This window comes from Roseixanthobacter liquoris (assembly GCF_043195135.2).
Classification (GTDB): domain Bacteria; phylum Pseudomonadota; class Alphaproteobacteria; order Rhizobiales; family Xanthobacteraceae; genus NCEH01.
In genome coordinates this window covers 4,455,944-4,481,143 of sequence record NZ_CM195537.1, presented here as the reverse complement: position 1 = coordinate 4,481,143, position 25,200 = coordinate 4,455,944, and the positions used below count along the sequence as shown (strand labels likewise).

Here is a 25,200-nt window from a genome sequence, read left to right as displayed (position 1 = left end):
CGGCGCCGCGTGTCAAAGCGATGACCTGCCCTCCGACCCCTCGGACGGCAATGGCGGCGCTGTGCCGGAAGACTGGCGGGCCGAGATTGGACGCGAAATCAGAACCACCAGACCATTCCAGGGGATCGACAATGACCATTTCCAGACGCTCCGTGCTCAAGGGCATGGCGGCCGGCGGCCTCGCGATGGCGGGCGGCCCGTTCGCCATGACCGGGTCCGCCTTCGCGGCGCGCGAGAAGGAACTGAACATCCTGTGCTGGGAGGGCTACAATTCGGCCCAGGTGCTGGACCCGTTCCGCAAGAAGACCGGCGCCACGGTGAAGGCGGAAAGCCTCACCAATGATCCCACCATGATCAACCGCCTGCGCGCCGGCGAGATCAATGTGTGGGACCTGATCAACGTCAACAATCCCTGGGCCCGCAAGGTGATGTGGCCCGAGAAGCTGATCAAGCCGCTGCCCAAGGACGAGTTCGAGCCGTTCTTCGCGAAGATGCTCCCCATGTTCAAATGGCCTTATAAATGGGCCATGAGCGATGACGGCAAGGAATTGCTCGGCTCGATCCAGCGGTTCGGACCCTATTCCTTCGTGGTGAACACGAAGAAGATCGACCGCAAGACCGCCGAGACCACGGGCTGGGACCTGTTCAACGATCCCAAGCTGTCGGGCAAGTACGGCATCCTGGAATCCGACGACTGGAACGTGTTCAACATCTTCCTGGTGGCCGGCATCGACCCGTTCAAGGTCCATACGCCGGAGGAGCTTGCCAAGTTCGAGGAGACCGCGAAGAAGGTGTTCAAGGGCGCCAAGCTGATCGGCGACATCGCCACCATGAACCAGGCGCTGGTCTCCGGCGAAATCGACCTGCACCTGACCGGCGGCACCTATTCGGTTTCGGCGGCGCGTGCCGACGGCTATCCCGAGCTGCGCGGCATCACCCCGCTCAAGGGCCCGCTGCCCGGCGGCAAGGGTGGCGTCTCGTGGATCGAGGTGACGTCCACGGTCAACAATCCCAACCCCACCCCGCTGGCGGTGGAATTCCTGAAATATGTGCAGGCGCCGGAAATCGCCCACACGGTCGCGTTCGCGGAAGGCACGTTCAACCCGGTCGCCCAGATGGGCAATCCGGACTGCTTCAAGCTGTTCACCAAGAAGGAACTGGACGCGATCCAGTGGGACAGCCTGGATGAGGAAATGGACCGCTCGGTCGAGTACGACATCGTGCCCGACTACGAGAAGGCGCTCGATCTCATGAACGCCGCCAAGCGCGTGCGGGGGTAGGGGCTTCACGCCCTTTCGGGCCCGTGCCCGGTGCCTTCCTCTCCCTGGCCCTCACCGGCAATCCCCCTTCCCTAGCCGCCGTCCCCCTCCCCAACCTCCCCCGCAAGCGGGAGAGGGGACAGGGGAGAGGGGAGAGGTGGGAAGGGGCGGGGGTGGGAAAGGGAATGGCGCCCTCAAAAAGCGCCGATGCGCTCCCTCTCCCGCGTGCGGGGGAGGGGTGGGGCGGGGGCCCGTAGGGCGCATGAGCCCCCGCCCGACTTTCACCCGCTTTGCCTTTTCGCCTGTCGAGACCCGCGATGACCCAAGAACCCGTGCCGAAACTGCCCATCCTGCAACTGGTCGGGGTGCGCAAGACCTTCAATGATTTCGTCGCCGTCGAGAAGATCGACCTCGATGTGATCGAAGGGGAATTCCTCACCATCGTCGGCCCCTCGGGCTCGGGCAAGACCACGCTGCTGCGCATGCTCGCGGGCATGGACCAGCCGAGCGAAGGCAACATCACCCTGCACGGCGAGCGCATCAACGAGGTGCCGCCCAACAAGCGGCCGACCTGCCTGGTGTTCCAGTCGCTGGCGCTGTTTCCCCACAAGAGCGTGGGCGACAACATCGAATTCCCGCTGAAGGTGCGCGGCGTCGAGGCCAAGGCGCGCAAGGCCCGCGCGCTGGAGCTGATGCGCGTGGTGCGCCTGCCGGAAAGCTATTATTCCAAGAACGTCATGAAGTGCTCGGGCGGCGAGCGCCAGCGCGTGGCACTGGCCCGCGCGCTCGCCTACGACCCCGAGGTGCTGTTCTTCGACGAGCCGCTGTCGGCCATCGACTACAAGCTGAAGAAGGTGCTGGAGAAGGAATTGAAGGATCTCCACAAGGAGACCGGAAAGACCTTCATCTACATCACCCATTCGCTGGAAGAAGCGATGGTGATGTCGGACCGCATCGGCGTCATGCGCGCCGGCCGCCTGGTGCAGGTGGGCACGCCGGAGCAGATCTATAATCACCCGGTGGACCGCTTCGTCTCCGAATTCGTCGGCGAGGTGAACGTCATCGAGGTGAAGAAGGAAACCGACGGCGCCCCCTGGCGCGGCGTCGACGTGCCCGGCGCCTTTCATGTGCGCCCGCCGGAAGAGGATGCGCAGGCGGACCACGCCTTCGTCGTCATCCGCCCGGAATATCTGCGCTTCCTCGGCGCCGGAGACAGTGCCCAGAACAGCCTGAAGGGCACGGTCTACAACGAATATTCGCTCGGCTCGCGGATCCAGTACCAGGTGCGGGTGGGCGAGAAGGTGATGCTGGTGGAGCTGTCGCGCTCCAAGGCCCTGCCGATCGCCGCGGACCGCAGCGTCACGGTGGGCTGGGATGCCGCCGACGCCATCACGGTGCGGGCCTGAGCCATGGCGGATACCTCGCTCTCCCACCCCGCGGCCCCCGTCTCGCTCGAGGCGGCGCCCGCCCTGCCAACGCAGCGCGACAAGCTGCTGTCCCTCGGCGCGCGCTGCTCGCTGCCGGTGATCGTGCTGCTGGCGGTGGGCTTCGTCGCGCCGCTGATCGCCATCTTCGCCTATTCTTTCGCCAAGCCCCGCACGTTTGAAGTGTTCCGTTCGTTCACGCTCGTGAATTATGCGGAGATCTTCAACGCCAACAATACGGTCTGGCTCTCCTTCCTGTGGTCGCTGGGCTTTGCCTTCGCCACCTGCGCGCTGCTGGCGCTGATCGCCTATCCCATCGCCTATGGCTTGAACCGCGTGTTCGGGAAATGGTCGTCGCTGGTCTCGATCCTGTTCGTGTTTCCGCTGTTCGTGTCGGAGAACGTGCGGCTCTACGGCTGGGTGCTGTTCTTCATCAAGAACGGCGTGCTCGACGGCACGCTGAAGATGATGGGCTTCGAGGGCGGGCCGCAGATCCTGTTCCAGCCGCCCATGATCCTCGCCGGCATGCTCTATGTGTACCTGCCGTTCATGCTGTTTCCCATGACGCTGGGCCTTGCCATGGTGCCGCGCGACCTGATCGACGCGGCGCGCGACCTCGGCGCGAACCGCTGGCAGATCTGGCGCGAGGTGGAAGTGCCGCTCGCCATGCCGGGCATCCTCATCGGCATGCTGCTGACCTTCGTGCTGGGCATCGGCGCGGTGGCGGAGGCGAAGATTCTCGGCGGCCAATCGGTGATCGTGATTTCCCACGATATCGAAATCGCCTTCACCTATTCGCAGAACTGGCCGCTCGGCTCGGCGCTGGCGGTGGTGGTGACCATCTTCATCGGCGCGCTCACCCTTGCGGTGTTCTCGCGCCTCGATCTCGACCGCCTGCTGGGGAGGCGCTGAGCCATGGAACAGGAAAAGGCCCGCACGCGCCTCTTCATCTGGCTGTGGACCGCCTTCGTCGTGGTCCTGCTGTATCTGCCGATCTTCTGCGGGGCGCTGGCGAGCGTCTCCAAGGGGCGCTATTTCGCCTTCCCGGTCCGCGCCTTCACCTCCGAATGGTGGGAGAAGACGGTGGATTCCATCGAGATCGGCATGATCGTCCACACCTCGCTGCTGGTGGCAGCGCTGGTGACGGTGCTCTCGGTGGTGGTCGCCTTCTTCGGCGCGCTCGCATTCGCCCGCTATGACTGGAAGGGCCGGCGGCTGTTCCAGAAGATCGTCATCCTGCCGATCTTCTTTCCCCAGCCGGTGCTCGGGCTCGCACTGCTTCTGTGGTTCAGCGCGGTGGGCATCCAGACCTCCTGGCTCACCGCCGTTTTCGCCCATCTGGTGTGGATCGTGCCGGTGGTCACCTTGGTGATCGCGATCCAGGTCTACAGCTTCGATCCGTCGCTGGAGGAAGCCGCCTTCGATCTCGGCGCCACGCGCTGGCAGGTGATGCGCGAAGTCACGCTGCCGATCCTGTGGCCGGGCATCTGGTCCGGCGCCCTGTTCGCGTTCCTGCTTTCCTGGGGCAATTTCCCGCTCTCGCTCTATACGGCGGGCGCCGATTCCACCGTGCCGAAATGGCTCTATTCCAAGATGGTGGCGGGCTACACGCCCATGGTGCCGGCGCTTGGAACCATGAGCACGCTCGGCGCGGCGAGCGCGCTTCTGCTCGGCGGGCTGGTGCTGTGGATGCTGCGGCGGCGGGCGGTGGCATGAGCCCCGCCGGCGATGGCGCGCCGCCGCTGGCGGACAAGGTCAAGCTCTCCAAGAAGGATCGCCACGCGCGCATCCTCGCGGAGATGCGCACCAGCTCCACCTTGCGGGTGTCGGAACTGGCGGCGGAGCTGGACGTCTCCACCGAGACCATCCGGCGCGATTTGTACGAACTGGGCGAGCGCGGGCTCATCAACCGCACCTATGGCGGGGCGGTGCGCCCGCTCGGCACGGAGCCTTCGGTCGCCGAGCGCCACCGCATGCTGGTGGAGGAGCGCGAGGCCATCGCCGCCGCGACGGTGAAGTTTTTGCGCCCCAACGAGGTGGTGGCGATCGGCGCGGGGGCGACCACCACCCATGTCGCGCGCCGCATGGCGGCGGAGTGCCGGGACATCACGGTCATCACCCATTCCTTCTCGGTGGCGACCGTCCTGGCGCCGAATCCCACCATCTCCGTGCTCATGTGCCCCGGCCGCTACGACGGGCGCGAGGGCATGATCGTCGGGGCGGAGACCATCGAGTTCCTGCAATCCTACAACGCCAATTGGGCGATCCTCGGCGCCACCGGCATCACCGCCGAGGGCTTCTCGGACGCCGAGGCGGCGGCCGCCTCGGTCTATAAGGCGATGATGCACCGGGCGGTGCAGACCATCGCGGTGGCCGATCATTCCAAATTCGACCAGCAGGCGCTCGCCATCTGGGGGCGATGGGCCGATGTCGGCCGCCTCGTCACCGACATCGCCCCGAGCGGCGCCATCGCCCGCGCGCTCCATCGCGCCCGCGTCGAAGTCACCGTGGCCCGCAAGCGCGGCGCCTGAGGAGCATCCCATGTGGCAGGAAAAAGCGCCGGACCGGCGGGTGGATCTCCAGATCCAGGGCCATCGCATCGTCGCCTATGAATTCGGCACGGGGCCGGAGGTGGTGCTGCTGCTGAATGGCGGCCCCGGCCTGCCGTGCGACTACATGCGCGAGGCCCATTCCTTCCTCGCCGACCATGGTTTCCGCGTGGTGGCGTTCGATCAATTGGGCTGCGGCGCCTCCGACCGGCCGACCGATCCCGCCTTGTGGAGCATCACCCGCTATGTGGAAGAGGTGGAGGCGGTGCGGCAGGCGCTTGGCCTCGGCCCAGTGCATCTCGCCGGCCATTCCTGGGGCGGCTGGCTCGCCATCGAATATGCGCTTACCTATCCCGACGCGGTGAAGAGCCTGCTGCTGGAGAACACCGCCGCCGACCTGCCGCACCTCATGAGCGAATTGCACCGCCTGCGCGATGCGCTGGGCGAAGAGACCTCCGCCATGCTGGCCCGGCACGAGGCGGACGGCACGCTCGCTCATCCCGAATACCAGGGCGCCATCACGGTGCTGAACTATCGCCATGTGTGCCGGCTGATGGACTGGCCCGCCCCGGTGATGCGCTCGCTCGCCGACTGGAACATGGCGCCCTACGAGGCCATGCAGGGGCCGAACGAATTTCTCTATATCGGCAATCTGAAGGATTGGTCGCGCCTCGCCGACCTGCCGCGGATCGCGGTTCCCGTGCTGATCCTGGTGGGCGCGCACGACGAGCAGACCCCGGCCTGCGCGGCGCGCATGAAGGCGCAGCTTCCCCAGGCCGAGCTGCACGAATTCGCGCATTCCAGCCACATGCCGGCCTATGAGGAACCCGAAGCGCACGGCGCGGTGCTGCTCTCCTTCCTCCAGCGCGCGGCGCAAGGGGGGGCGGCATGAGCACCCCGCACTGGAAGCAGCGCAATCGCTCGCTCTATTACGCCACCGCGCCCGCGCCGGACGATCCGGTGCTCGATCCCGCGACCACGGCCCTGCTCGTGATCGACGTGCAGAACACCTATCTGGAGCGCCCGGCGCGCGAGGGCTTGAGCGCGGCGGAGCTGGCCCATTATGAGGCCTGGACGCCGTTCCATGAGCGCATGCATGCCCAGGTGATCCCCGGCATCGCCGAGGCACTGAAAGTGTTTCGCGGCAAGGGCATGGAGGTGCTGTTCGCGCGCATCGCCTGCCTCACGACGGACGGGCGCGAGCGCTCGCTCAGCCAGAAGAAGCCCGGCTTCAACAATCTTCTTCTGCCGAAGGACGAGCACGCCTCCCAGATCGTGCCGGAGCTTGCGCCGGTGGGGGACGAGATCGTCCTCACCAAGACCACGGACAGCGCGCTGACCGGGACCAATCTGCGGCTGATCCTGCACAATCTCGGCATCCGCACGGTCGTGTGCGTGGGCATCTTCACCGACCAGTGCGTGTCTTCCACGGTGCGCAGCCTCGCGGACGAGAGCTTCGACGTGGTGGTGCTGGAAGACCTATGCGCCGCCGCGAGCCTGGACCTGCACGCGCAGGAGCTGGCGATCCTCAACATGATCTATTGCAACGTGATGGATTTTTCCGAGTGCGCGGCGCTGCTGATGGCGCAGGAGACGGCGCGATGAGCGGGTTGAGCTTCCGTGTCCCGGCCCAGCGACGGCACGGCCGGAGCGCCGCGCCGGGACCCAGCGCAAGAAGTCTGCGCAGCAGCCGAACGCGCTGCGCGCTTTTGGGATCGAAGCGCCTGCGGCGGATTCTTGCGCTGGGTCCCGGCGCGCGCTCCACGCCGGCGCACCGGCGCTGCGCTTGGCCGGGACGCGAATTTGTGCGCTCCGGTGTCCCGGCTCAGCGACGGCACGGCCGGAGCGCCGCGCCGGGACCCAGCGCAAGAAGTCTGCGTAGCAGCCGACCGTGCGGCGCGCTTTTGGGATCGAAGCGCCTGCGGCGGATTTTTGCGCTGGGTCCCGGCTCGCGCTCCGCGCCGGCAAGCCGGCGCTGCACTTGGCCGGGACACAAGGTCCGGTCTGCGGCGCACCCCCTCTCCCGCTTGCGGGGGAGGGCTGGGGAGGGGGCAGGCACCTATGCGGGGCCGCTGGCGCGAAAGGCCGGGGAGGCGGAAGGTCCCGTCACACGCCACCGGACCAGAGGGAGAAACACCAGTGCTCTATGACGGCGGATTCCTGACCCGGCTCGAAGACGGCGTGCGCAGCGCGCTGCCGCGCTGGGACATCGCTCCGGACACCGAACTGAAGCTGCTGACCATTTCGGAGAACGCGACCTTCCGCGCCAGCCATACCGGCACCGGCGGCGATCTCGTGTTCCGCGTCCATCGGCCGGACTATCACACCCGCCGCGAGATCGAATCCGAGCTGGCCTGGATCGACGCCTTGCGCGCCGAAGGCGGCATCCTCACCCCGCGCCCGATCCCGCAGCGGGACGGCAGCCTGATCGCCGACATCGACGACGCCGGCGCGACGCGCCATGTGGTGGCGTTCGAATTCCTGCCCGGCAAGGAGCCGGACGAGGGCGACGACCTGGTGGGCTGGTTCGAGAAGCTCGGCGCCATCCACGCCGGGCTGCACGCCCAGGCCCGCGCCTGGCGGCGGCCGGAGGGCTTCACCCGCAAGGTGTGGAACTTCCAGTCCATGCTGGGCGACACCCCGCTGTGGGGCGACTGGCGCGCCGGCCTCGGCCTCACCTCCGCGGGCCGCGCCACCTTGGAGAAAACCGCCCAGGTGCTGGAGCGCGAACTCGCCGCCATCGGCACGGATGCGGACAGTTTCGGCCTCGTCCATGCCGACCTGCGGCTCGCCAACCTTTTGGTGGACGGGGACAAGCTGGCGCTGATCGATTTCGACGACTGCGGCTTCTCCTGGTTCCTCTATGATTTCGCCGCCGCCATCTCGTTCATCGAGCACGAGCCTTATGTCCCGGCCCTGATGGAGGCCTGGATCGCCGGCTATCGCATCCGCGCGCCGCTGACGGATGCGCAGGCGGCGCAATTGCCGGTGTTCATCATGCTGCGCCGCATGCTGCTGACCGCCTGGATCGCCTCCCATGCCGAGACGCCGACGGCGCAGGCCATGGGGATTCCCTACACGGACGGCACGGTCGCCCTCGCCGAAGCCTTCCTCTCCGCCCGCGCGTGACGCGTCCCGGCCGCGCGCCGGCACCGCCAGGAAAACCGGAAACAAGCCCATGAAGACCCAGCAGATCCTGTCCCTCAATGCCTTCCAGCCGGGGGAAACCGCAGGGCTCGCGGATGACGTGGCGGTGCTGGTGGAACGCCGCAAGCGCAGCTTTGGCGCCTCCTCGGTGCTGTTCTACCAGCAGCCGCTCCATGTGGTCAGCGCGTCCGGCGCGCTGATCCGCACCGCCGACGGGGCGGACTATCTCGACCTCTACAACAATGTTCCCTCGGTGGGCCATTGCCACCCCAAGGTGGTGGAGGCGGTGCAGAAACAGGTGGCGCTTTTGAACTGCCACACGCGCTATCTGTTCGACAATGTGCACGATTATGCCGAGCGGCTGCTGGCGACCTTCCCGGTTTCGCTGTCGAACCTCGCGCTCACCTGCACTGGCAGCGAGAGCAACGACCTCGCCCTGCGCATCGTCGCCATGGCCACCGGCGGCACCGGCTTCATCGTCACGCAGACCGCCTATCATGGCAATACCACCGCCGTGACCGAGGTGTCGCCCTCCTCCTACAAGGTGGGCGCGCCGCCCAAATATGTGCGCACCGTGCCGGCGCCGGATCCGCGCACCTTCCCCGGCGATCTCGGCGCGGGCTTCGCCCAGGCGGTGCGCGCCGCCATCGCGGCGCTGGAGGCGGACGGGATCAAGTTCGCCGGCCTGCTGGTGGACAGCATCTTCTCCAGCGACGGCGTTTTCGCCGATCCGCCGGGCTTCTTGAAGGAAGCGGTGGAGGCGGTGCATGCGGCGGGCGGCCTGTTCATCGCCGACGAGGTGCAGCCCGGCTTCGGCCGCACCGGCTCCGGCATGTGGGGCTTTGCCCGCCACGGCGTGGTGCCGGACGTGGTGACCATGGGCAAGCCCATGGGCAACGGCATTCCCATGGGCGGCGTCGTCACCCGGCCGGAATTGCTGAAGGGCTATTGCGACGCGTTTGGCTATTTCAACACCTTCGGCGGCAATCCCGTGGCGGCGGCGGCGGGGCTCGCGGTTCTCGACGTGATCGAGGAGGAGGGATTGATCGCCCATGCGGCGCAGGTGGGCGGACATATCGCCGAGCGGCTGAACGCGGCCCGCGCCCGCTGCCCGGCGATCGGCATGGTGCGCGGGGCGGGGCTCTATCTCGGCGTCGATATCGTGGACGGCGAGAAGGCCGATGCGGCCGGCGCCACGCGGCTGATCAATGCCTTGCGGGAAAAGCGCATCCTCATCGGCGCCGCAGGTCCGCTCGGCAACGTGCTGAAGGTGCGCCCGCCGCTGTGCCTCAGCCTGGAGCAGGCCGACCGGTTCGTCGACGCGGTGGAAGCCATCCTCGCGCCGGGGTGAGGCGGCGCGTTCTCAGGGCAGGCTCGGGGCGACCCGCGCCTTCGGCCGGCGCGTCATCAGCCGCAGGAGCGGGCGTTCGATGGTGAAATGCACCACCACGCCCGCCGCCACCGCCGCGACGATGGCGCCCACGGTGAACACGGCGATGCCGCCCGGCAGATCGGCGGGAATGAGCTTGCGCCAGATCTGCCCGGCCGCCGACAGCGCGATGCCGTGGACGATATAGATGGAATAGGAGGCATCCCCCAGCAGGACGAAGAGGGGATATTTGCGCACCGCCCCGGCCTTCTCCAGCGCCAGCGCGCCGATGACGATCATCGCGGCCGGAAGGCCCCAGAGCAGGAACCGCGTCTGCGGCGTCACCTCGTTGATGGCGAGCATCACGGCAAAGCCCGCGACGACCAGCACCCAGCCCGCCGCGACGGGAAGCGCGCGGCCCTGAAGGTACCAGATGCCCACCATGACGCCGAAGATGAATTCGATGATGATGGTGGAGGTATAGAAGGTCAGCATCACATTGGGGGAGGGCAGCGCGGCGCCGAGCAGCACGAGGCCGGCGAACAGCGCGATGATGGTGGCGACGCGCATGCGATCCGGCAGCAGCAGCACGAGACCCCAGACCAGATAGAAGAACATCTCGTAATTCAGCGTCCAGCCCGGAATAACCACCGGCTCGATGGTGGGGAACACGGGATGCTGCGCCGGCAGGAACAGATAGGAGGCGAGGATGTGCCACACTTCCGGCCGTCCGCTCTGCACCGCGCCGGGGACGAACAGCATCAGAAATACGAAAAGACTTGTGATGATCCAGTAAAGGGGAACGATGCGCACCAGGCGTTTCTGGTAAAACGTGAGCGTATAGCCGGTCCTGTTGGTCGTCGTCACGAGCATCAGGAAGCCGCTGATAATGAAGAAAAGATCAACGCCGCTGGCGAGCGAGGCTGGCCACCACCCGTGATAGTCCATCCGCTCGAGTTGAACGTGAACGTGGAAGCATACAACCATGATGCTCGCGATCGCCCGCAAATATTGAAGCGAGTCAAGCATCCGTTAATGGTCTCCAGCGCATTTAATAGAGATGCTGTATCGAAGGCGGCCGGAATGATCAAGGCATACGGGGCGAGGGGCTGGGTTTGGCGACGGGGAACCCTGTGCCGGCAAATCAAGGAGCTTCGGGTCGGGTGGCACGAAACTCCGTCTTGACCCCCTTCCGCTTCTTGCGCAGAACCTTCAACGCCCCGGCGGGCATAGCGATTTTTTGAGTTTTCGGGGTTGGTGGCTATGACGCGTTGGACCCATGGCCTGATAAATCGCCTGGTCGTGCTGTGCGATGTGACGATGATCGTGCTCGCCGCGGCATTGTCCTATTCCATCTGGCATTTCGCCACCTGGAGTCAGGTGGCCATCTTGTGCGCCTTCGGCGCGGCCGTGTTCACGCAGATCCTCCAGCTCGGGCGCGCGTACCGGGTCGAGCATTACAGCCATTCGCTGCGGCAGATCGGCCATCTGATCGTCGGCGGCGTGCCCGCCGCGCTGCTGGTGGCGGTATTTTACTATGCGCTGGTGCCGATCCACACCACCAATCTGCCGGGCCTGCTGGCCTGGGGGCTCATGACGGGCGTCGGGCTGATTTTCGGCCGGCTGGTGATCGTGCGTCTCGGCATGGCGCAGGCGCGCCGCCATGAGGTTCTGCGCCGGCAGGTGGTGCTGGTGGGCGACGTGGAGCGTGCGCGGGCGTTCGCGCTGCGCTGCGCGGAGGAAGACGACGAGGCCCTGTTTGTGTTCCTCGGCATTTTCGACGATGCGCCCCACGATCCGCAGACCGCGGACCTCGCGCATCCCCCGGTGCTCGGCGGTTTGCCGGACGTCCTGAAATTCGTGCAGAACCACCGCGTGGACGTGGTGACGATCGTCGAGAGCTGGGACAATCCGCTGAAGATCGGCGCGATCGTCGAGCAATTGCACCGCATCGCCGCCGATGTCCTGGTGGAACTCGACCCGGACGGCTTCAACCTGCGCTTCGCCCGCGTCACCAGCATCGCCGGCCAGCCGGCGCTCCAGGTGCAGCAGCGCCCGCTCAAGGGCTCGCTCGGCCTGTTGAAGGCGCTGGAAGATTATTCGGTGGCGGTGATCGGGCTGATCCTGGTCTCGCCCATCCTGCTCGGGGCGGCGCTGGCCATCAAGCTGGATTCCCCCGGCCCGATCTTCTTCCGCCAGCCGCGCGTCGGGCTGAACAACAAGGTGTTCACGGTGTTCAAGCTGCGCACCATGACCGTGGACCCGACCGACGACGGCTCGCTCGGCACCACCAAGTTCAACCCGCGCATCACCCGCGTCGGCGGGCTGCTGCGGCGCCTGTCCATCGACGAGCTGCCGCAATTGCTGAACGTGCTCAAGGGCGACATGTCCGTGGTCGGCCCGCGCCCCCATGTGCCGAACATGCAGGTCGCCGAGGATGTTCGCTATGAGGCGATCCGCGAATATGTGGCACGATATCGGATGAAGCCGGGCATCACCGGCTGGGCGCAGATCAACGGCATGCGCGGCGGCATCAACACCGTGGAAAAGGCCGAGCGGGGCGCGAAGCTCGACCTGTTCTACATAGAAAACTGGTCCATATGGTTCGACATCAGAATCATGCTTCTGACCATCACCAAGGGCATGGCGGGCCGCGACGTCTTCTAACCGGCCTCGTCCTGGTGCTCGCCGCCTGCGCGGCCCTTCTGCTGGCCGGCGGAACGCCGGCCCGCGCGGCCGAGCCGCCCCGGCCATTCCTCGCCTATCACGCCAGCTGGTACGAGGTGCAGACCTCGGTTGCCGCCGACACCAGCCTCGCCCGCCTGCCGGGCTATCTCACCCATGTGGCGCTCAGCTTCGCGAAGCCGGATCTGGTCTATGCCGGCGATCTCGACCTCAAGGGCACGGGGCTGCTCTATCCGTTTTCCGGCGCGGTGCTGAAGCAGGCGGTGGCGCTGCTGAAGGCGCGCCAGCCGGGCATCAAGGTGCTGATCTCCGTGGGCGGCTGGGGCTATTTCGCCTGGGACAAGCTCGATGCGCCGGCGCTGGCGCGGCTGGTGCGCGATCTCGGCGCCGACGGGGTGGACGTGGATTACGAAACCCCCGATCCGGCCTGCGTGCCGCGCGGCGAGGGGATGGAGTGCAACGGCGACGACCTGTCCATCGCGGTGGTGGAGCAGGTGCGCAAGGCGCTGCCGCGCCCGTTCGTGGTCTCGGTGGCGGGCTGGAGCGTGGGCGCCTACGGCTCCGGGGATTTCCGCGCCTCCGCGCCGCGCAGCCCCTGGACCGGCTCGATCCTGGCGCTGCTGGCCGCGCCGGTGGCGGGTGAGATCGATCTCGTCTCCATCATGTCCTACGACGCCGGCCCGCGCTATCGCCCGCAGGAGGCGTTCCGCGCCTATCGCCGGCTGTGGAAGGGCCCGCTCATGCTGGGCGTGCAGGTGATGCCGAGCGAGGCCGGCGGGCCGCGCTTTACCGTGGACTACACGCGCCGCATCCTGGGCGCGGTCACCTCGGACCCGCTGGCGGGCGCCATGCTCTATGCGGTGCGCCTCACCCCGCCGGGGGTGATCGGGCCGGACAATCCCGACGATCGCTATCTCGCCGCCACCATCTGCATGGCTTTGGATCTCGCCAATTGCTCGGCGCCCATGCCTTAGGCCGATCGACCGTCAGTCGCATGGCGTATCGAAGCGTCTGACGGCAGGGGCCGGTCCGTGGCGGGCCTGGCCTCTCATCCGGTCCGACGGGGCGAGATCGGAGGGCGGATATTTTTTTTGATTTCAATGCGCCGCGATTCCAGGGACTTCCCGCAACGCACCCACGAGAATGGTGCGTTGCTACCTAAGAATCCCGTTGCCAGCGGATTGACGCCCCTTATGCTCCGTGTAAGCATAATCGAAAGAAAGCCGGCTTTGCTCCGGCTGTTTTTCGGCTGTTGATATGCTCAGATCGAGCATATGGGGAGACGTTCCATGCTCGACACCCCGGTCTCGTCGGCGACCGATTTCGCGCCGCTCGATGTCCCTGTTCCCGCGGGTGTGATGCCCCTGGCCGATCTCTACGCCAAGGTCTCGCGCCATGTCCCGGCCATGGAATGGGCGGCGCTGGCGGACGATGTCGCGGCCATCCTGCGCCTGAAGAAGGAGCGCAATGCGATCCTGCTGGCGCACAATTACCAGGCGCCGGAAATCTTCCACACGGTGGCCGACATCGTCGGCGACAGTCTGGCCCTGGCGCGCGAGGCGGCGAAGGCCGATGCCGACGTGATCGTGCTCGCGGGCGTGCATTTCATGGCTGAGACGGCGAAGATCCTGAACCCCGACAAGGTGGTGCTGATCCCGGACGAGCGCGCCGGCTGCTCGCTCGCCGAGAGCATCACGCCGGAAGATGTGCGCGGCCTGCGGGCCCGCTATCCCGGCGTGCCCATCGTCACCTATGTGAACACCTCGGCCGCGGTGAAAGCCGAGTCCGACGTGTGCTGCACCTCGGGCAATGCCAAGAAGATCGTCGAGGGGCTCGGCGTGCCGCGCGTCATCATGATCCCCGACGAATATCTCGCCCGCAACATCGCTGCCCAGACCGATGTGGAGATCATCGCCTGGAACGGCCATTGCGAGGTGCACGAGCTGTTCTCGCCCTCCGACATCACGGACATCCGCGACATCTATGCGGACGTGACCGTGATCGCCCATCCCGAATGCCCGCCGGACGTGATCGCGGCGGCGGATTTCTCCGGCTCCACCGCCGAGATGGTGCAGTTCGTGGCCGACCATCGCCCGGCGCGGGTGGCGCTCGTCACCGAATGCTCCATGGGCGATAACGTGGCGGTGCATTATCCCGAGATCGACTTCGTGAAGCCGTGCAACCTTTGCCCGCACATGAAGCGCATCACGCTGAAGAACATCCGTAGGGCGCTGGAGACCATGTCGCCCCAGGTCCATGTGGACCCCGCCTTGGTGCCCGGCGCCCGCGCGAGCGTCGAGCGCATGCTGGCGATCAAGTGACCGCCGTGGCTGCGGCGGCCGGCGCGGGCGAGGCGGATCGCATCATCATTGTCGGCGCCGGGGTGGCGGGCATCGCCTGCGCCCTCGCGCTGGCTCCGCTCAAGGTGCTGGTGGTGGCGCCGCAGGGTGTCGCCGCCGTGCCGGCCACCGCCATGGCCCAGGGTGGCATCGCCGCCGCGATCGGCGCGGACGATCATTTCGACCTGCACACCGCCGATACGCTCAAGGCCGGCGCCGGCCTCACCGATCCTGCGGCGGCCGCGCGCGTCACCGGCGCCGCCGCCTCGGTCATTGCGCGCCTCGCGGACTGGGGCGTCACCTTCGATACCGATGCGGCGGGCGCCATCGCGCTCGGGCTGGAGGCCGCCCACAGCCGCAATCGCATCGTCCATGCGGATGGCGATGCCACCGGCCGCGCCGTGCTCGATGCCCTGATCGCCCGCGCCCGCATCAGCCCCCATATCTCCCGCCGCACCGATCTCAAAGCCATCGACCTGCTGCGCGACGCCGAAGGCCGCGTCACCGGCGTGCGCTGCATGGGCACCAACGGCGCGAGCACGGACCTCCTCGGCCGCGCCGTGGTGCTCGCCACCGGCGGGCTCGGCGGGCTCTATGCCTCCACCACCAATCCGCGCGCCGCGCTCGGCAGCGGGTTGGCGCTCGCCGCGCGGGCGGGGGCGGTGCTGCGCGACATCGAGTTCGTGCAATTCCATCCCACCGCGATTGCCGCCGCGCGCGATCCCATGCCGCTCGCCACCGAGGCGCTGCGCGGGGAGGGGGCGATCCTGCTCAACGACCAGGGCGAACGCTTCATGGCCGATGTGGCGGGCGCCGAACTCGCGCCGCGCGACGTGGTGGCCCGCGCCATCCACGCCCAGATCGTCGCCGGCCGGCGCGTGACGCTGGATGCGCGCGCCTGCCTCGGCGACCGGTTCGCCGCGCGCTTTCCCTCGGTGCATGCCCTGTGCCTGGAAAGCGGCATCGACCCCGCGCGGGAGGCGATCCCGGTGCGCCCGGCGGCGCATTATCACATGGGCGGCGTGAAGGTGGATGCCCACGGCCGCACCAGCGTGCCGGGCCTCTATGCCTGCGGCGAGGTCGCCTCCACCGGCCTGCACGGCGCCAACCGGCTGGCGAGCAATTCGCTGCTGGAAGCCATCGCCTTCTCCGGCTGGATTTCCGAGGCCATCACCGCCGAGGCCGCCCGCGATGCCGGCGCCGCCGAGGCGCCGGCGCGCACGATCAAGCCGGCGCTCGCGATCGAGACCCTGCGGCGGATCATGGATCGCCATGTGGGCGTGGTGCGCACCGCCGCCGGGCTCGGCGAGGCGCTGCGCACGCTCGCGCCCTTTGCCGCCCACGATGATGCGGCGCTTGTCGCGAGCCTCGTCGCGCTCGCCGCCCTCAAGCGGGAGGAGAGCCGGGGCGGACATTTCCGCGCCGACCATCCCGCGCCCGAACCCCAGGGACGCCACAGCGCGTTCGACCCCGCGCAGATCGCCGCCGCCCTCGTCGCCTGGCAAGTCCCCTGGCAGAGCGAATCCGCCTTCAAGGAAGCCGTCTGATGTCCGCTCTCGCCGCCCGCTTCGTGGCCTCCGTGCCCGACCTCTCGCCCCTGCCGGCCCTGCTCACCGAGGGCGTCGTGCGCGCCGCCCTGCTGGAGGATCTCGGCCGCGCCGGCGATATCACCAGCGAAGCCGTGGTGCCGTCCGATGCACGCTTCGCGCTCACCATGACGAGCCGGCAGGACGGAGTGGTCGCCGGCCTCGGGCTTGCGGTGCAGGCGTTTCACCTGCTCGATCCCGAGATCCGCGTGGAGATCCTGCAACCGGACGGCATGCATGTGTCCCCCGGCGAGGCGGTGATGCGGATCGAGGGCCTCGCCCGGCCGATCCTCAGCGCCGAGCGCGTGGCGCTGAATTTCGTGTGCCGCCTGTCGGGCATCGCCAGCGCCACGGCGCATCTGGTCGCGGCCGCGCGCGCCAATGGGCATGCCCGCATCACCTGCACCCGCAAGACCACGCCCGGCCTGCGGGCGCTGGAGAAATATGCCGTGCGCGCCGGCGGCGGGGCGAACCACCGCTTCGGGCTCGATGACGCGGTGCTGATCAAGGACAATCATCTGGTGGCGGCGGGCGGCATCATCCCCGCCATCACGCGCGCCCGCGCCCATGTGGGGCACCTCGTGAAGATCGAGGTGGAGGTGGACACGCTGGCCCAGCTGGAAGAAGCCCTCTCCGTGGGCGTCGATGCGGTGCTGCTGGACAATATGAGCCCCGAGACGCTGCGCACCGCCGTCGACATGGTGGCCGGCCGCGCCATCACCGAAGCCTCGGGTCGCGTGGACGCCCAGACCGTGCCGGCCATCTCCGCGGCCGGCGTCGACCTCATCTCGTGCGGCTGGCTCACCCACAGCGCGCCGATCCTGGACCTCGGGCTGGACGAAGCTTAGGCGCGCAGACGGCCTGAAAAAGGGCGGGCATGAAAAAGGGGCCGGCGCGATGCGCTCCGGCCCCTATTCTTTCGCGTGGTTGATCTTTCCCGCTCAGGCGGCGCGGATCATCTTTTCCGCTCAGGCGCGGCCTTGGGGATGGCGGGCGACCACGTTGCAGAATTCGGTCGGCCGGCTGGAGAGCGGGCGCAGCGCGCCGTCGTCCTGAAGGCGGAAGAAGGCATAGCCATGGGCGGCGAGGCCGTTCCACGAGGCCGCCGGATCGCCCCCCGCCTTGAACAGGGTCGGGCAATTGATCTCGAAGATCACGTCCGGCCGCCAGGTGGAGAGGGTGTGGCCGGCCCCCGCGATCACCATGTTCTCCGCGCCTTCCACATCCATCTTGATGCAGTCCACGCGCGGCAGGGCGAGATCCTGCACCATCTGGTCGAGCGTGGTGATCACTACCACCTCGCTCTCCACGTCGGTGCCGTCGCTGATCAGCGAGAAGGCCTGCGGGTCGTCGCCGAGGGGATTGTGGTGGAGCACCGCTTCGCCCGGCGCGTCGGACAGCGCCTTGCGCACGATGGTCACATGGGAAAAGCCGTTCAGCGCGATGTTCTTGGCCAGCAGGTCGCCGGCATCCTTGCCCGGCTCCACCGCCACCACGCGGCCGGCATAGGGCGCAACCTTCAAGGTGAACAGGCCGATATTGGCGCCCACGTCGATGAACACGTCGCCCTTGCCGACGAAATTCTGGATGTAGCGCAATTCCGGCTCGATGGCGTCGCGCAGCAGGAAGGCGGAGACCGAGGTGTAGCGGAAGTCGCTCGGCACGGTCAGCTTGGCGCCGCCCGGCACCAGGGTGAACACGGGCTGGCGGCCAAGCGGCACGGAGACCGCCCAGGTCAGCGCGCGCGTGAGCACGGTCACGGGCGCGGCCTGGAAGGCCGGCTCACCGAACAGTTTTTTTAGCCGTCGCAGCATGGGTAATCACCATCATCCGTCTACGGGTGGATCTGTCAGCCTCAAGGTCGGCAGGTGCGGGCGGCGTGCGGCCCGGATGTTGTCCCCGGTACCGGTCGAGATAGACGGCGAGCGCCATGATGACGCCGAGTTCGCCGGGGGTCAGCACCAGGGAATATACCGCGGAGCTCACCATGAGGAAGAGAATATAGTCAGCAAGGGCCTGGGCGAACGGCTCGCCGCTGCGCTGCGCGGCCTTGCTCACCGCCACATAGCCCCACAAATATAGCACGACGATTAACAGCGCACCCACGGCGCCATATTCAAACACCACGCCGACCCAGCCGAGATCGGCGATGAAGAATTGCGCGTTGCCGAAGATTTCCGCGAGCGTGATGGTGCTGAAACGCGTGGTTGCACCGACGCCGAACAGCCAGTGCCAGATGTCGGTGCCCAGGAACTGGGTCGCCAGCGCGAACGAATTCTGCCGCACCGAGAGCGAGCCGCCGAGGGATTCGGCCACGTTGCCGTTGGCCTTCATCACCAGAACGGCCACCGCCAGGGGCACCAGCAGGCACAGGCCGCCGATCATCAGCCGGCGCAATTGCCGCGGCGCCGAGGCCACCACGCCGAAGCCGACCACCACCAGGGCGCTGCCGATCGAGGCGCGCTGCTTGAAGATGATGAACATCAGCAGCACCGCGATGCCCACCGCCGCCACCTTCAGCCAATGCGGCCGCTGCATGAAGCTGCGCGTGAGGTAGAATACCAGCAGCATGCCGAAGAACATGGGCATGTAGATGCGATAGCCGCGCTCGGCCTCGAACAGCATCAGCTTTCCGACCGAGGGATCGCTATTGTACCAGGAGGCCGGCGCCACCAGCCACAGCAGCACCATGATGCCATAGGTGGCATAGCCGAGCGTGAGCACCACCGTCTTCAGCCGCGGCCCCGTGGGCGCCATCCAGGCCAGCAGCGCGGAGAGCGCGAAATAATAAGTGACCGGCCAGATCTTGATGGTGGTGGTCAGCGCGTCGAAAAAGCCGTTGCCCAGCTGGATCATGGAGATCAGCGGCGTGAAGCCGATGGCATAGGCGAGGAACACCAGATAGATCGCCTTGCCCGGCAGCTTCATGCGCGCCATGGCGTAGAGCGTCAGCGGAATCGCCATGACCGGCCAGGCCTTGGAGAGCAGGTAGGTGGGCGGCAGTTCGTTGAGATAATGGAAGCATTGGGCGAACATCGGCAGCACGCCGAGCAGCACCACGAACGTGAGGTTCGGCGAAAGGCGCTCGCCGAGGTCCGGCCGGGAGGAGGGCGCGAACCTTCCGACCCGTGGAATGGCCACGTGCCGATAGGCGCGCGCGGCCGGCGCGCTCATGGCTGGCCCGGGCTCCCCGCGCCCTCGTCCTTGCCGCCCGCCATGCCGTAGGCGGAAGGATTGCGCCGGGCATCGGCCACCATCAGCAGCAGCGGCATGGATTCCACGAACACCCGCCGCGCGTGGCCCTTGGGGTTCAGCATCAGGCGGTGCAGCCATTCCAGGCCGAACTTGCGATAGAATTCCGGCGCGCGCTGCACGATGCCGGTGACGAAATTGAGCGAGGAGCCGACGCACAGCCCGGTGCCCACCGCCCCGCCGCGCTTCTCCACCATCCGCGCCATATATTCGGAGGCTGGGGCGCCGACCGCGAAGAACACGTAGCGCGCCGGATGGGCGAGCACGAAATCCACGCAGGCCTCCACCTCTTCCGGCTTGTTGATGAAGCCCATGGAGGGGTTGAGCAGGTTCACCGCCTTGAGGCCGAACCGGTCCATCAGGCGGCGGCGCATCTCCTCGCCCCCACCGATCACGGTCACGCTGTCGCCGGGGGCGATATGGTGCGCGAACAGATAGGCGGTCAGGTCGCTGCCGGCGGCATGAGGCAAATCGAGCCCGAACACGCGGCGGGCGAGGGCGCGTGGCGTCTTGCCGTCCAGCAGGCGCAGCCAGGCATGGGCATAGGCGTCGGCGAAGCGGGCATCCTTGAGGCGTCCCAACCGCACGAAATGCTGGGCGTTGGGGGTCACTACATAGGCGAACGGAGCGTCGGCGCCCCGCGCGGCGATGCGGGCCGCGGCCGCCGGCACGTCGAGGCAGGAAATGCGCACGCCGAGATAGGGAACTTCCCGGATCGGCGCCTCGGCTGCGTCTGCTGGCATCGGTCCCACCGCATCTTGCCCGGCGCGCGCCGCGCCGCACCTTGGGATATAACACCTTGCGCCCGCAAGAAAAGGGCTCAGGGGATGAAGGACGAAGCGCCGCTGGACGTGGTGGAATAGGCGCCCAGCGTGTAGGAGAAGGTACGCTGGAACGGCACGACCTTGTTGATGAACTGGTCGATCCACAAATTCAGCTCGGCGATGTCGCTGCGCGGCACGTAGAGGATGTCTCCGGCCACCAGCGGAACGTCGGCCTCGTCCGAGCCGGTCTGGATCATGTCGCGCACATTGATGATCTTGAGCATCGCGCGGTTGGAGGGATCGCGGCGGATGAGCGCCACCTCGCCGAGGCGCGCCTCGTCGGTGAAGCCGCCGGCGAGCAGGACCGCCTCCAGCGAGGACACGCGCATCTCGGCGATCTTGTAGAGCCCCGGATGGGCCACGCTGCCGCCCACATATACCTTGGAGGAGCCGGAATCCTCCAGCGAGACCACCACCCGCTGGTCGGTCAATTCGCGCCGGGCGGAGACGCGGATGGTCTCCTGGAGGCCGGCGAGCGTCATGCCCTCGACCTTGATCTGGCCCACCGCGCGCAGGCCGATGGTGCCGTCGGGCGAGACCACGAGATCCTCGTCCATCTCGCGGGTGATGGAGAATTTGATCTTCAGCTTGTCGCCCGCGCCGATGCGATAGACGGGGATGCCCGGCGTCCAGGGGCGGAAGCCCTCGGGGTTGACCTGGGTGAAGCTCAGTTCCTGCCCGGTGAGCAGGGGGGTGCGGCCGGACGTCGTGGTGCAGCCGGCAAGGGCGGTGCTGCCCAGCAGCAGGAGCAAAGGCAGCCGCAGGGCCGCCCACGGCCCGGCACGCCGGCCGCGAGGCGCACCCAGCTCCGGGCTGCGATCGCGACGGGTCGCTTCGCATGCGGGGGAGGGCATCGAGCAAGGCTCCTAGTGGGCGACCCCGTCCAGGACCCTGCGCCGGCCCGCCCGCGCCGCGCCGCGCGAGGCGGAGGGCGATGGGGGAAGCGTGAAGCGGGGTCGCTGAACCGATCAACGTGGTAAAGCAACCCTAAAGCTCCATGGTTAATGAAACGTTTCTTGTCAGGCTCTCCGGTAAATCCACTCGGGTAGGTAGTATCTGCGTCCCATAAATATGAATCCGAGAACAAATCCGCCGTTTTCCATAACAATAGAGCGCAACCGGAGCGCGGCAGGCTTGCGGGTATGCTCGGCCCGGATCATCAGGACATTGGCATCCACGAGCATGTTCAGGCGCTGAATCACGGGAGAGGCGCCCTGGGCGGTGGAGCAGATGACGATGGCGTCGAACAGGTCTTGCAGTTCCTCCATCATCTGGCGCCCTTCGACCAGGGAAAGCCGCACGCTCAGCAGCGGCGATTCGCTGCTGTCGGTCAGCGACCACAGCAGCGGCACCGGGGTGGCCGATATGGCAAGCCCGCCCTTGACCTCCGAACCGACCGATTCGAGCGGGAAGGGGGAGGCCGAGCACAGGTCCACCAGCAAGGTGCGCAGGCCGCGCTGCAGGCTCATCTCCTCGGCGAGGCGCCGGCACAGCAGCGGCACATCGTCGTCGCGTTCCGAGGTCAGGAAATGCATGGTGCGCAGCGGCTTGCCGTCCAGTTCCGTATCCAGCAGCAAGGTTGCGAGCCCGCTGATGGTCTGTTCCGCCGCGGCCGTGGTCAGGGCGTTGCGGCCATCGGCGAAATCCGCGAGGCAGGGCAGGTGCAGCGCGCGTTCGCCTTCCGTGGGCTGGATGAACACGGTGCGCACGGCCGAGGCGAGCGCGCCGGCCGCGGCGCCGAACAGCAGCCCGCCGAAGATGCCGGCGGCGAGGAACGGCAGCGCCATGGATCGGCTGGTGACGGCGGCGCTCGCGTCCTGCACCACGCGCACGTTGGAGGCGCGCACCTTGGCGGCGGTCTCCTCGATGGTGGCGGCGACCGCGCGGCGCAGATATTCGCGATAGCCGTCGCTCAGCGAATCGCGCTGGCGGTTGAGCTCCACGAGCCGGGTCTCGGTGTTGCGCAGCATGGTCAGCCGCTCCTCGGCCACCTTCTGCTGCTGGTCCAGCTCGTCGGTCTGGCGCGAGAGCGCGTCCTTCTCCACCCGCAGGCTCAGCACCATGTTGTTGACATAGCTGATGGCCGGGTTGCGCACGTCGCGATTGGTGGAAGCGAGGCGCTGGTCCGGATCCGACAGGCTCTGGCGGATGGTGGCGATCTTCTTCTCCACCTCGCGCATCTGCGGGCTGTTGGGCTGGTATTGCAGGGCGATGCGGTCGCGGTCCACCAGCAGGCGCGTCAGGGTGTTGCGGGTGTCGTCATTGGCGGTGGCGTCGGTCTTCTCGGCGAAGTCGAACACCGTGCTCGGGAGCGCCTTCATCTGCTTCTCGGCCTCGGCGAGCTGCGCGGTGACGGCGGCGCGCCGCTCGGCCACCTGGCGCCGGCGCTGGATCACGCTGTCCACCTGGTTGGCGGCGAGGATCGCGTCCTGGGCGAAATCGATGACCTCGCTCTTGTCCTTCAGCGCCTGGATCTCCAGGTCGACGGCGCGCAGGTCGCGCTTGAAGCGCTCCACTTCCACCGAGAGGATCGCCGAGGTCGGATTGTCGAAGATCTTGCGGCGGCGATCCAGATACGCCTTCACCAGCGCGTCCGTGACCTCGATGGCCAGTTCGCGGCTGGCATTGGTGAACGACACCAGGATGATGTTCGAGCCCGACTGCACCGTGGTGCGCATGTTCTTGCGGAAGCGCTCGATCGCCTTGTCCATGGCGTTGGCCGGGGAGCCGAAGCTGAGGCGATCGGTGATGAAGGAGAGGCGGCCGGGCGGGAACAGGTGGTCGAACCCGATGTCCTCGATGGTGGCGCGGATGACGTCGGCGCTCTCGATGATCTGGACTTCCGATTCCACCGTCTTCAGGCCCTCGATGGAGAGCACGGCCGGGCCGGAATCCGTCACGTTCTGGGAATTGGAGACCTCGCGGTTCACCAGCACCATCAGCAGGCTGGAGGCGGTATATTCGGTCTTGGCGGAGAGCGCGGCGAACAGGCCGATGAGCACGGGCAGCAACGCCGTCAGCATCACCACCCGGACATGATAGAAGGTGGCGATCAGGAAGTCGCGAATGGTGAAGGCGGTCGGCCTGTTGTCGCTCCAGACCATCGGCGGCGCATTCTCCGTGTCGCCGGCTTGCGAACCTTGCATCGACATCCCCGGTCCAAGTGAGGCACTGACTTCTACGTCGCGCGGCGCGTCCGGCGCGGCCATTGTGTCGCCAAAGCGGCGCTCCTGCCCGGTTTGCGGGCGCGGTGCAGCCTTCCGTAGCGACCACTGGCCGAAGAAAACGATAAATTCCTTAACATTGCGGCCTCTGTTGGATCTTGCATCGCGATCGAACGGCCGGCGCATGGCTTAGAAGGCGCGGGGCAGCAGGCGGCGCAGCACCAAAGTGGTGCCGATGGCCCCCTGGGCGATGAAGATCGCGGTCAGGACCGCCGCGCCGGTCATGCCGAACAGCGGGATCAGCACGGCGCCGAGCAGGCAGCAGGTGGCCAATTGGGCGGTGTTGAGCCAGCGCAGCACGCCGCCGTGCCCGGTCATGGCGAGGACGATGTCCTGGCACGGCAGCAGGCAGTTCACCAATTGCCCCACGCCCATGATGACGAGGGCGGCGGAGGCGCTCTCGAAGCCGGGGCCGATGAGGTGCAGCACCTGCGCGGGAAAGATCATCATCGCCGCGATCACGGGAATGCCGCACAGCGCCACCACCGCGCGCACCCGCCGGTTGAGCGCGCGCAGCGCGTCCCATTCCCCGCGCCGGTGCAGGGCCGCGAACGAGGGGGCGGCGATGGTGCCGATGGAGATGATCACCACCCAGATCAGCATGGAGATGCGGTTGGCGACCGAGAAGGCGCCCACGTCGGCGGCGCTCGCGAACACGCCGAGCACCAGCACCGGGATGGAATTGAGCGACACCTGAACCACTTCCACCACGCCGAGCGGAAAGGCGGTTTTCCACAGGGCGGGCAGCACCTCTTCCGGCGGATCCTCGGGCGAGGGGGTGTGCATCGGCCCCTTGTGGCGCAGGATCAGGTAGAGGCCCACCAAGGTGGCGGCGAGGTTCGCCCCGCCGAGGGCCAGCAGCATGCCGTTGAGCGAGGTGATGCCGGCGGCAACGGCGGCCAGCGTCAGCACCGGCCACAGGCCGTTCTGGATGAATTGCGCGGCCACCCCCCGGTTGAGGCCGGAGAGCGCATGGCCGATGACGATGCACAGCGTCTGCGGGAGGATCACCGCCGCCGAGACCGCCAGCGGCAGGCCGAGGTCCGGCTCGCCGAACACATGGGTGGACAGGGGATGGGCGAACAGCGCGGTCGCGGCGGTGGCGAGCGCGCCGCCCAGCGTGGCCCAGCCGACGCCCGTGAACAGCGCGATCCGCGCCTGCTTTTCCTTGCCCAGGGCGAGTTCGGCGGCCATGTGGCGGATGATGGCCTTTTCAAACCCCGCCCGCGCCACGGTGGAGATCAGGCCGATCCAGGTGATGCAGAGAAAGAACAGGCCGGCCTCGTGGGCGCCGAGGATGCGCGCCGCGATCATATAGAGGCCGAGCTTGCCCACCAGCTCCATGCCGCGTACCACCAGCGCCGCCGCATAGGCCGAATAGGTCGAGATCAGCTGGGGCGTCAGAAGGCTGCGAAGGGGCTTCATGCTCTTGTCGCGTCCGCGGTTCGGAGATCAAGGTGAGGCGTGCCGGAGCGCGCGGTGGGCCCTATGCTGCCGGTGTGCGGGGCCAGAGGGAGATTGTCCAGGCCATGGGAGCGCAGC

21 protein-coding genes are annotated in these 25,200 nt (G+C 67.3%); 14 read left to right on the top strand and 7 right to left on the bottom strand.

Going from position 1 to position 25,200, the window contains the following annotated elements; translation table 11 throughout:
• Positions 1-131 precede the first annotated feature (131 nt).
• From V5F84_RS20170 to V5F84_RS20130, 9 genes are all read left to right on the top strand, one after another.
• Positions 132-1,280 (top strand): ABC transporter substrate-binding protein, encoded by a 1,149-nt coding sequence (locus V5F84_RS20170; RefSeq protein ID WP_394041943.1) that lies wholly within the window; start codon positions 132-134, stop codon positions 1,278-1,280.
• A 296-nt stretch (positions 1,281-1,576) separates the two neighbouring features.
• The gene (locus tag V5F84_RS20165; RefSeq protein WP_394041944.1) at positions 1,577-2,665 is read left to right on the top strand and encodes an ABC transporter ATP-binding protein; all 1,089 of its coding nucleotides are present in this window, start codon (positions 1,577-1,579) and stop codon (positions 2,663-2,665) included.
• A 3-nt stretch (positions 2,666-2,668) separates the two neighbouring features.
• The gene (locus tag V5F84_RS20160; protein ID WP_394041945.1) at positions 2,669-3,595 is read left to right on the top strand and encodes an ABC transporter permease; all 927 of its coding nucleotides are present in this window, start codon (positions 2,669-2,671) and stop codon (positions 3,593-3,595) included.
• A 3-nt stretch (positions 3,596-3,598) separates the two neighbouring features.
• A complete protein-coding gene (locus V5F84_RS20155; protein ID WP_394041946.1) occupies positions 3,599-4,399 on the top strand; it encodes an ABC transporter permease in 801 nt (266 codons plus the stop codon).
• Positions 4,396-5,214, top strand: coding sequence for a DeoR/GlpR family DNA-binding transcription regulator (locus tag V5F84_RS20150; protein ID WP_394041947.1), 819 nt, complete (start codon positions 4,396-4,398; stop codon positions 5,212-5,214). Before V5F84_RS20155 ends, V5F84_RS20150 begins: the two co-directional genes overlap by 4 nt.
• A gap of 10 nt (positions 5,215-5,224) precedes the next feature.
• Positions 5,225-6,124, top strand: a complete 900-nt coding sequence (locus V5F84_RS20145) for a proline iminopeptidase-family hydrolase (protein WP_394041948.1) — start codon at positions 5,225-5,227, stop codon at positions 6,122-6,124.
• On the top strand, positions 6,121-6,837 hold the full coding sequence (locus V5F84_RS20140; RefSeq protein ID WP_394041949.1) for a cysteine hydrolase family protein: 717 nt from the start codon (positions 6,121-6,123) through the stop codon (positions 6,835-6,837). Before V5F84_RS20145 ends, V5F84_RS20140 begins: the two co-directional genes overlap by 4 nt.
• Before the next feature lie 534 nt (positions 6,838-7,371).
• Positions 7,372-8,361: a phosphotransferase enzyme family protein gene (locus tag V5F84_RS20135; RefSeq protein ID WP_394041950.1), complete on the top strand. Its 990-nt coding sequence runs from the start codon at positions 7,372-7,374 to the stop codon at positions 8,359-8,361.
• Positions 8,362-8,410: 49 nt separating this feature from the next.
• Entirely contained in the window at positions 8,411-9,730 is a 1,320-nt protein-coding gene (locus V5F84_RS20130) for an aspartate aminotransferase family protein (RefSeq protein WP_394041951.1), read from the top strand.
• Between the two features lie 12 nt (positions 9,731-9,742).
• Here the strand turns inward: V5F84_RS20130 and V5F84_RS20125 are convergent, their stop codons facing one another.
• Positions 9,743-10,777, bottom strand: coding sequence for an acyltransferase family protein (locus V5F84_RS20125; protein ID WP_394041952.1), 1,035 nt, complete (start codon positions 10,775-10,777; stop codon positions 9,743-9,745).
• A 234-nt stretch (positions 10,778-11,011) separates the two neighbouring features.
• Here V5F84_RS20125 and V5F84_RS20120 point away from each other — a divergent pair, with 234 nt between their 5' ends.
• The 5 genes from V5F84_RS20120 (at position 11,012) to nadC (ending at position 17,206) form a co-directional block, all read left to right on the top strand.
• A complete protein-coding gene (locus V5F84_RS20120; protein WP_394041953.1) occupies positions 11,012-12,415 on the top strand; it encodes an exopolysaccharide biosynthesis polyprenyl glycosylphosphotransferase in 1,404 nt (467 codons plus the stop codon).
• Between the two features lie 14 nt (positions 12,416-12,429).
• Positions 12,430-13,407, top strand: coding sequence for a glycoside hydrolase family 18 protein (locus tag V5F84_RS20115; protein WP_394041954.1), 978 nt, complete (start codon positions 12,430-12,432; stop codon positions 13,405-13,407).
• Positions 13,408-13,791: 384 nt separating this feature from the next.
• Positions 13,792-14,754, top strand: a complete 963-nt coding sequence (gene nadA, locus V5F84_RS20110) for a quinolinate synthase NadA (RefSeq protein ID WP_394042113.1) — start codon at positions 13,792-13,794, stop codon at positions 14,752-14,754.
• Entirely contained in the window at positions 14,751-16,319 is a 1,569-nt protein-coding gene (locus V5F84_RS20105) for an L-aspartate oxidase (protein WP_394041955.1), read from the top strand. Before nadA ends, V5F84_RS20105 begins: the two co-directional genes overlap by 4 nt.
• Positions 16,319-17,206, top strand: coding sequence for a carboxylating nicotinate-nucleotide diphosphorylase (nadC, locus tag V5F84_RS20100; protein WP_394041956.1), 888 nt, complete (start codon positions 16,319-16,321; stop codon positions 17,204-17,206). Before V5F84_RS20105 ends, nadC begins: the two co-directional genes overlap by 1 nt.
• Before the next feature lie 120 nt (positions 17,207-17,326).
• On the opposite strand, the gene V5F84_RS20095 is transcribed toward nadC, so the two are convergent.
• The 6 genes from V5F84_RS20095 to V5F84_RS20070 form a co-directional block, all read right to left on the bottom strand.
• Positions 17,327-18,172, bottom strand: coding sequence for an FkbM family methyltransferase (locus V5F84_RS20095; protein WP_394041957.1), 846 nt, complete (start codon positions 18,170-18,172; stop codon positions 17,327-17,329).
• On the bottom strand, positions 18,141-19,532 hold the full coding sequence (locus V5F84_RS20090; protein ID WP_394041958.1) for a hypothetical protein: 1,392 nt from the start codon (positions 19,530-19,532) through the stop codon (positions 18,141-18,143). The genes V5F84_RS20095 and V5F84_RS20090 overlap by 32 nt, the downstream gene beginning before the upstream one ends.
• Positions 19,529-20,353: a WecB/TagA/CpsF family glycosyltransferase gene (locus V5F84_RS20085; protein WP_394041959.1), complete on the bottom strand. Its 825-nt coding sequence runs from the start codon at positions 20,351-20,353 to the stop codon at positions 19,529-19,531. Before V5F84_RS20085 ends, V5F84_RS20090 begins: the two co-directional genes overlap by 4 nt.
• A gap of 77 nt (positions 20,354-20,430) precedes the next feature.
• Positions 20,431-21,288 carry a polysaccharide biosynthesis/export family protein gene (locus V5F84_RS20080; protein WP_394041960.1) on the bottom strand — a complete coding sequence of 286 codons (858 nt, stop codon included), beginning with the start codon at positions 21,286-21,288 and terminating at the stop codon, positions 20,431-20,433.
• Between the two features lie 165 nt (positions 21,289-21,453).
• On the bottom strand, positions 21,454-23,580 hold the full coding sequence (locus tag V5F84_RS20075; RefSeq protein ID WP_394041961.1) for a GumC family protein: 2,127 nt from the start codon (positions 23,578-23,580) through the stop codon (positions 21,454-21,456).
• Positions 23,581-23,787: 207 nt separating this feature from the next.
• Positions 23,788-25,083 carry a lipopolysaccharide biosynthesis protein gene (locus tag V5F84_RS20070; protein WP_394041962.1) on the bottom strand — a complete coding sequence of 432 codons (1,296 nt, stop codon included), beginning with the start codon at positions 25,081-25,083 and terminating at the stop codon, positions 23,788-23,790.
• Positions 25,084-25,200 lie beyond the last annotated feature (117 nt).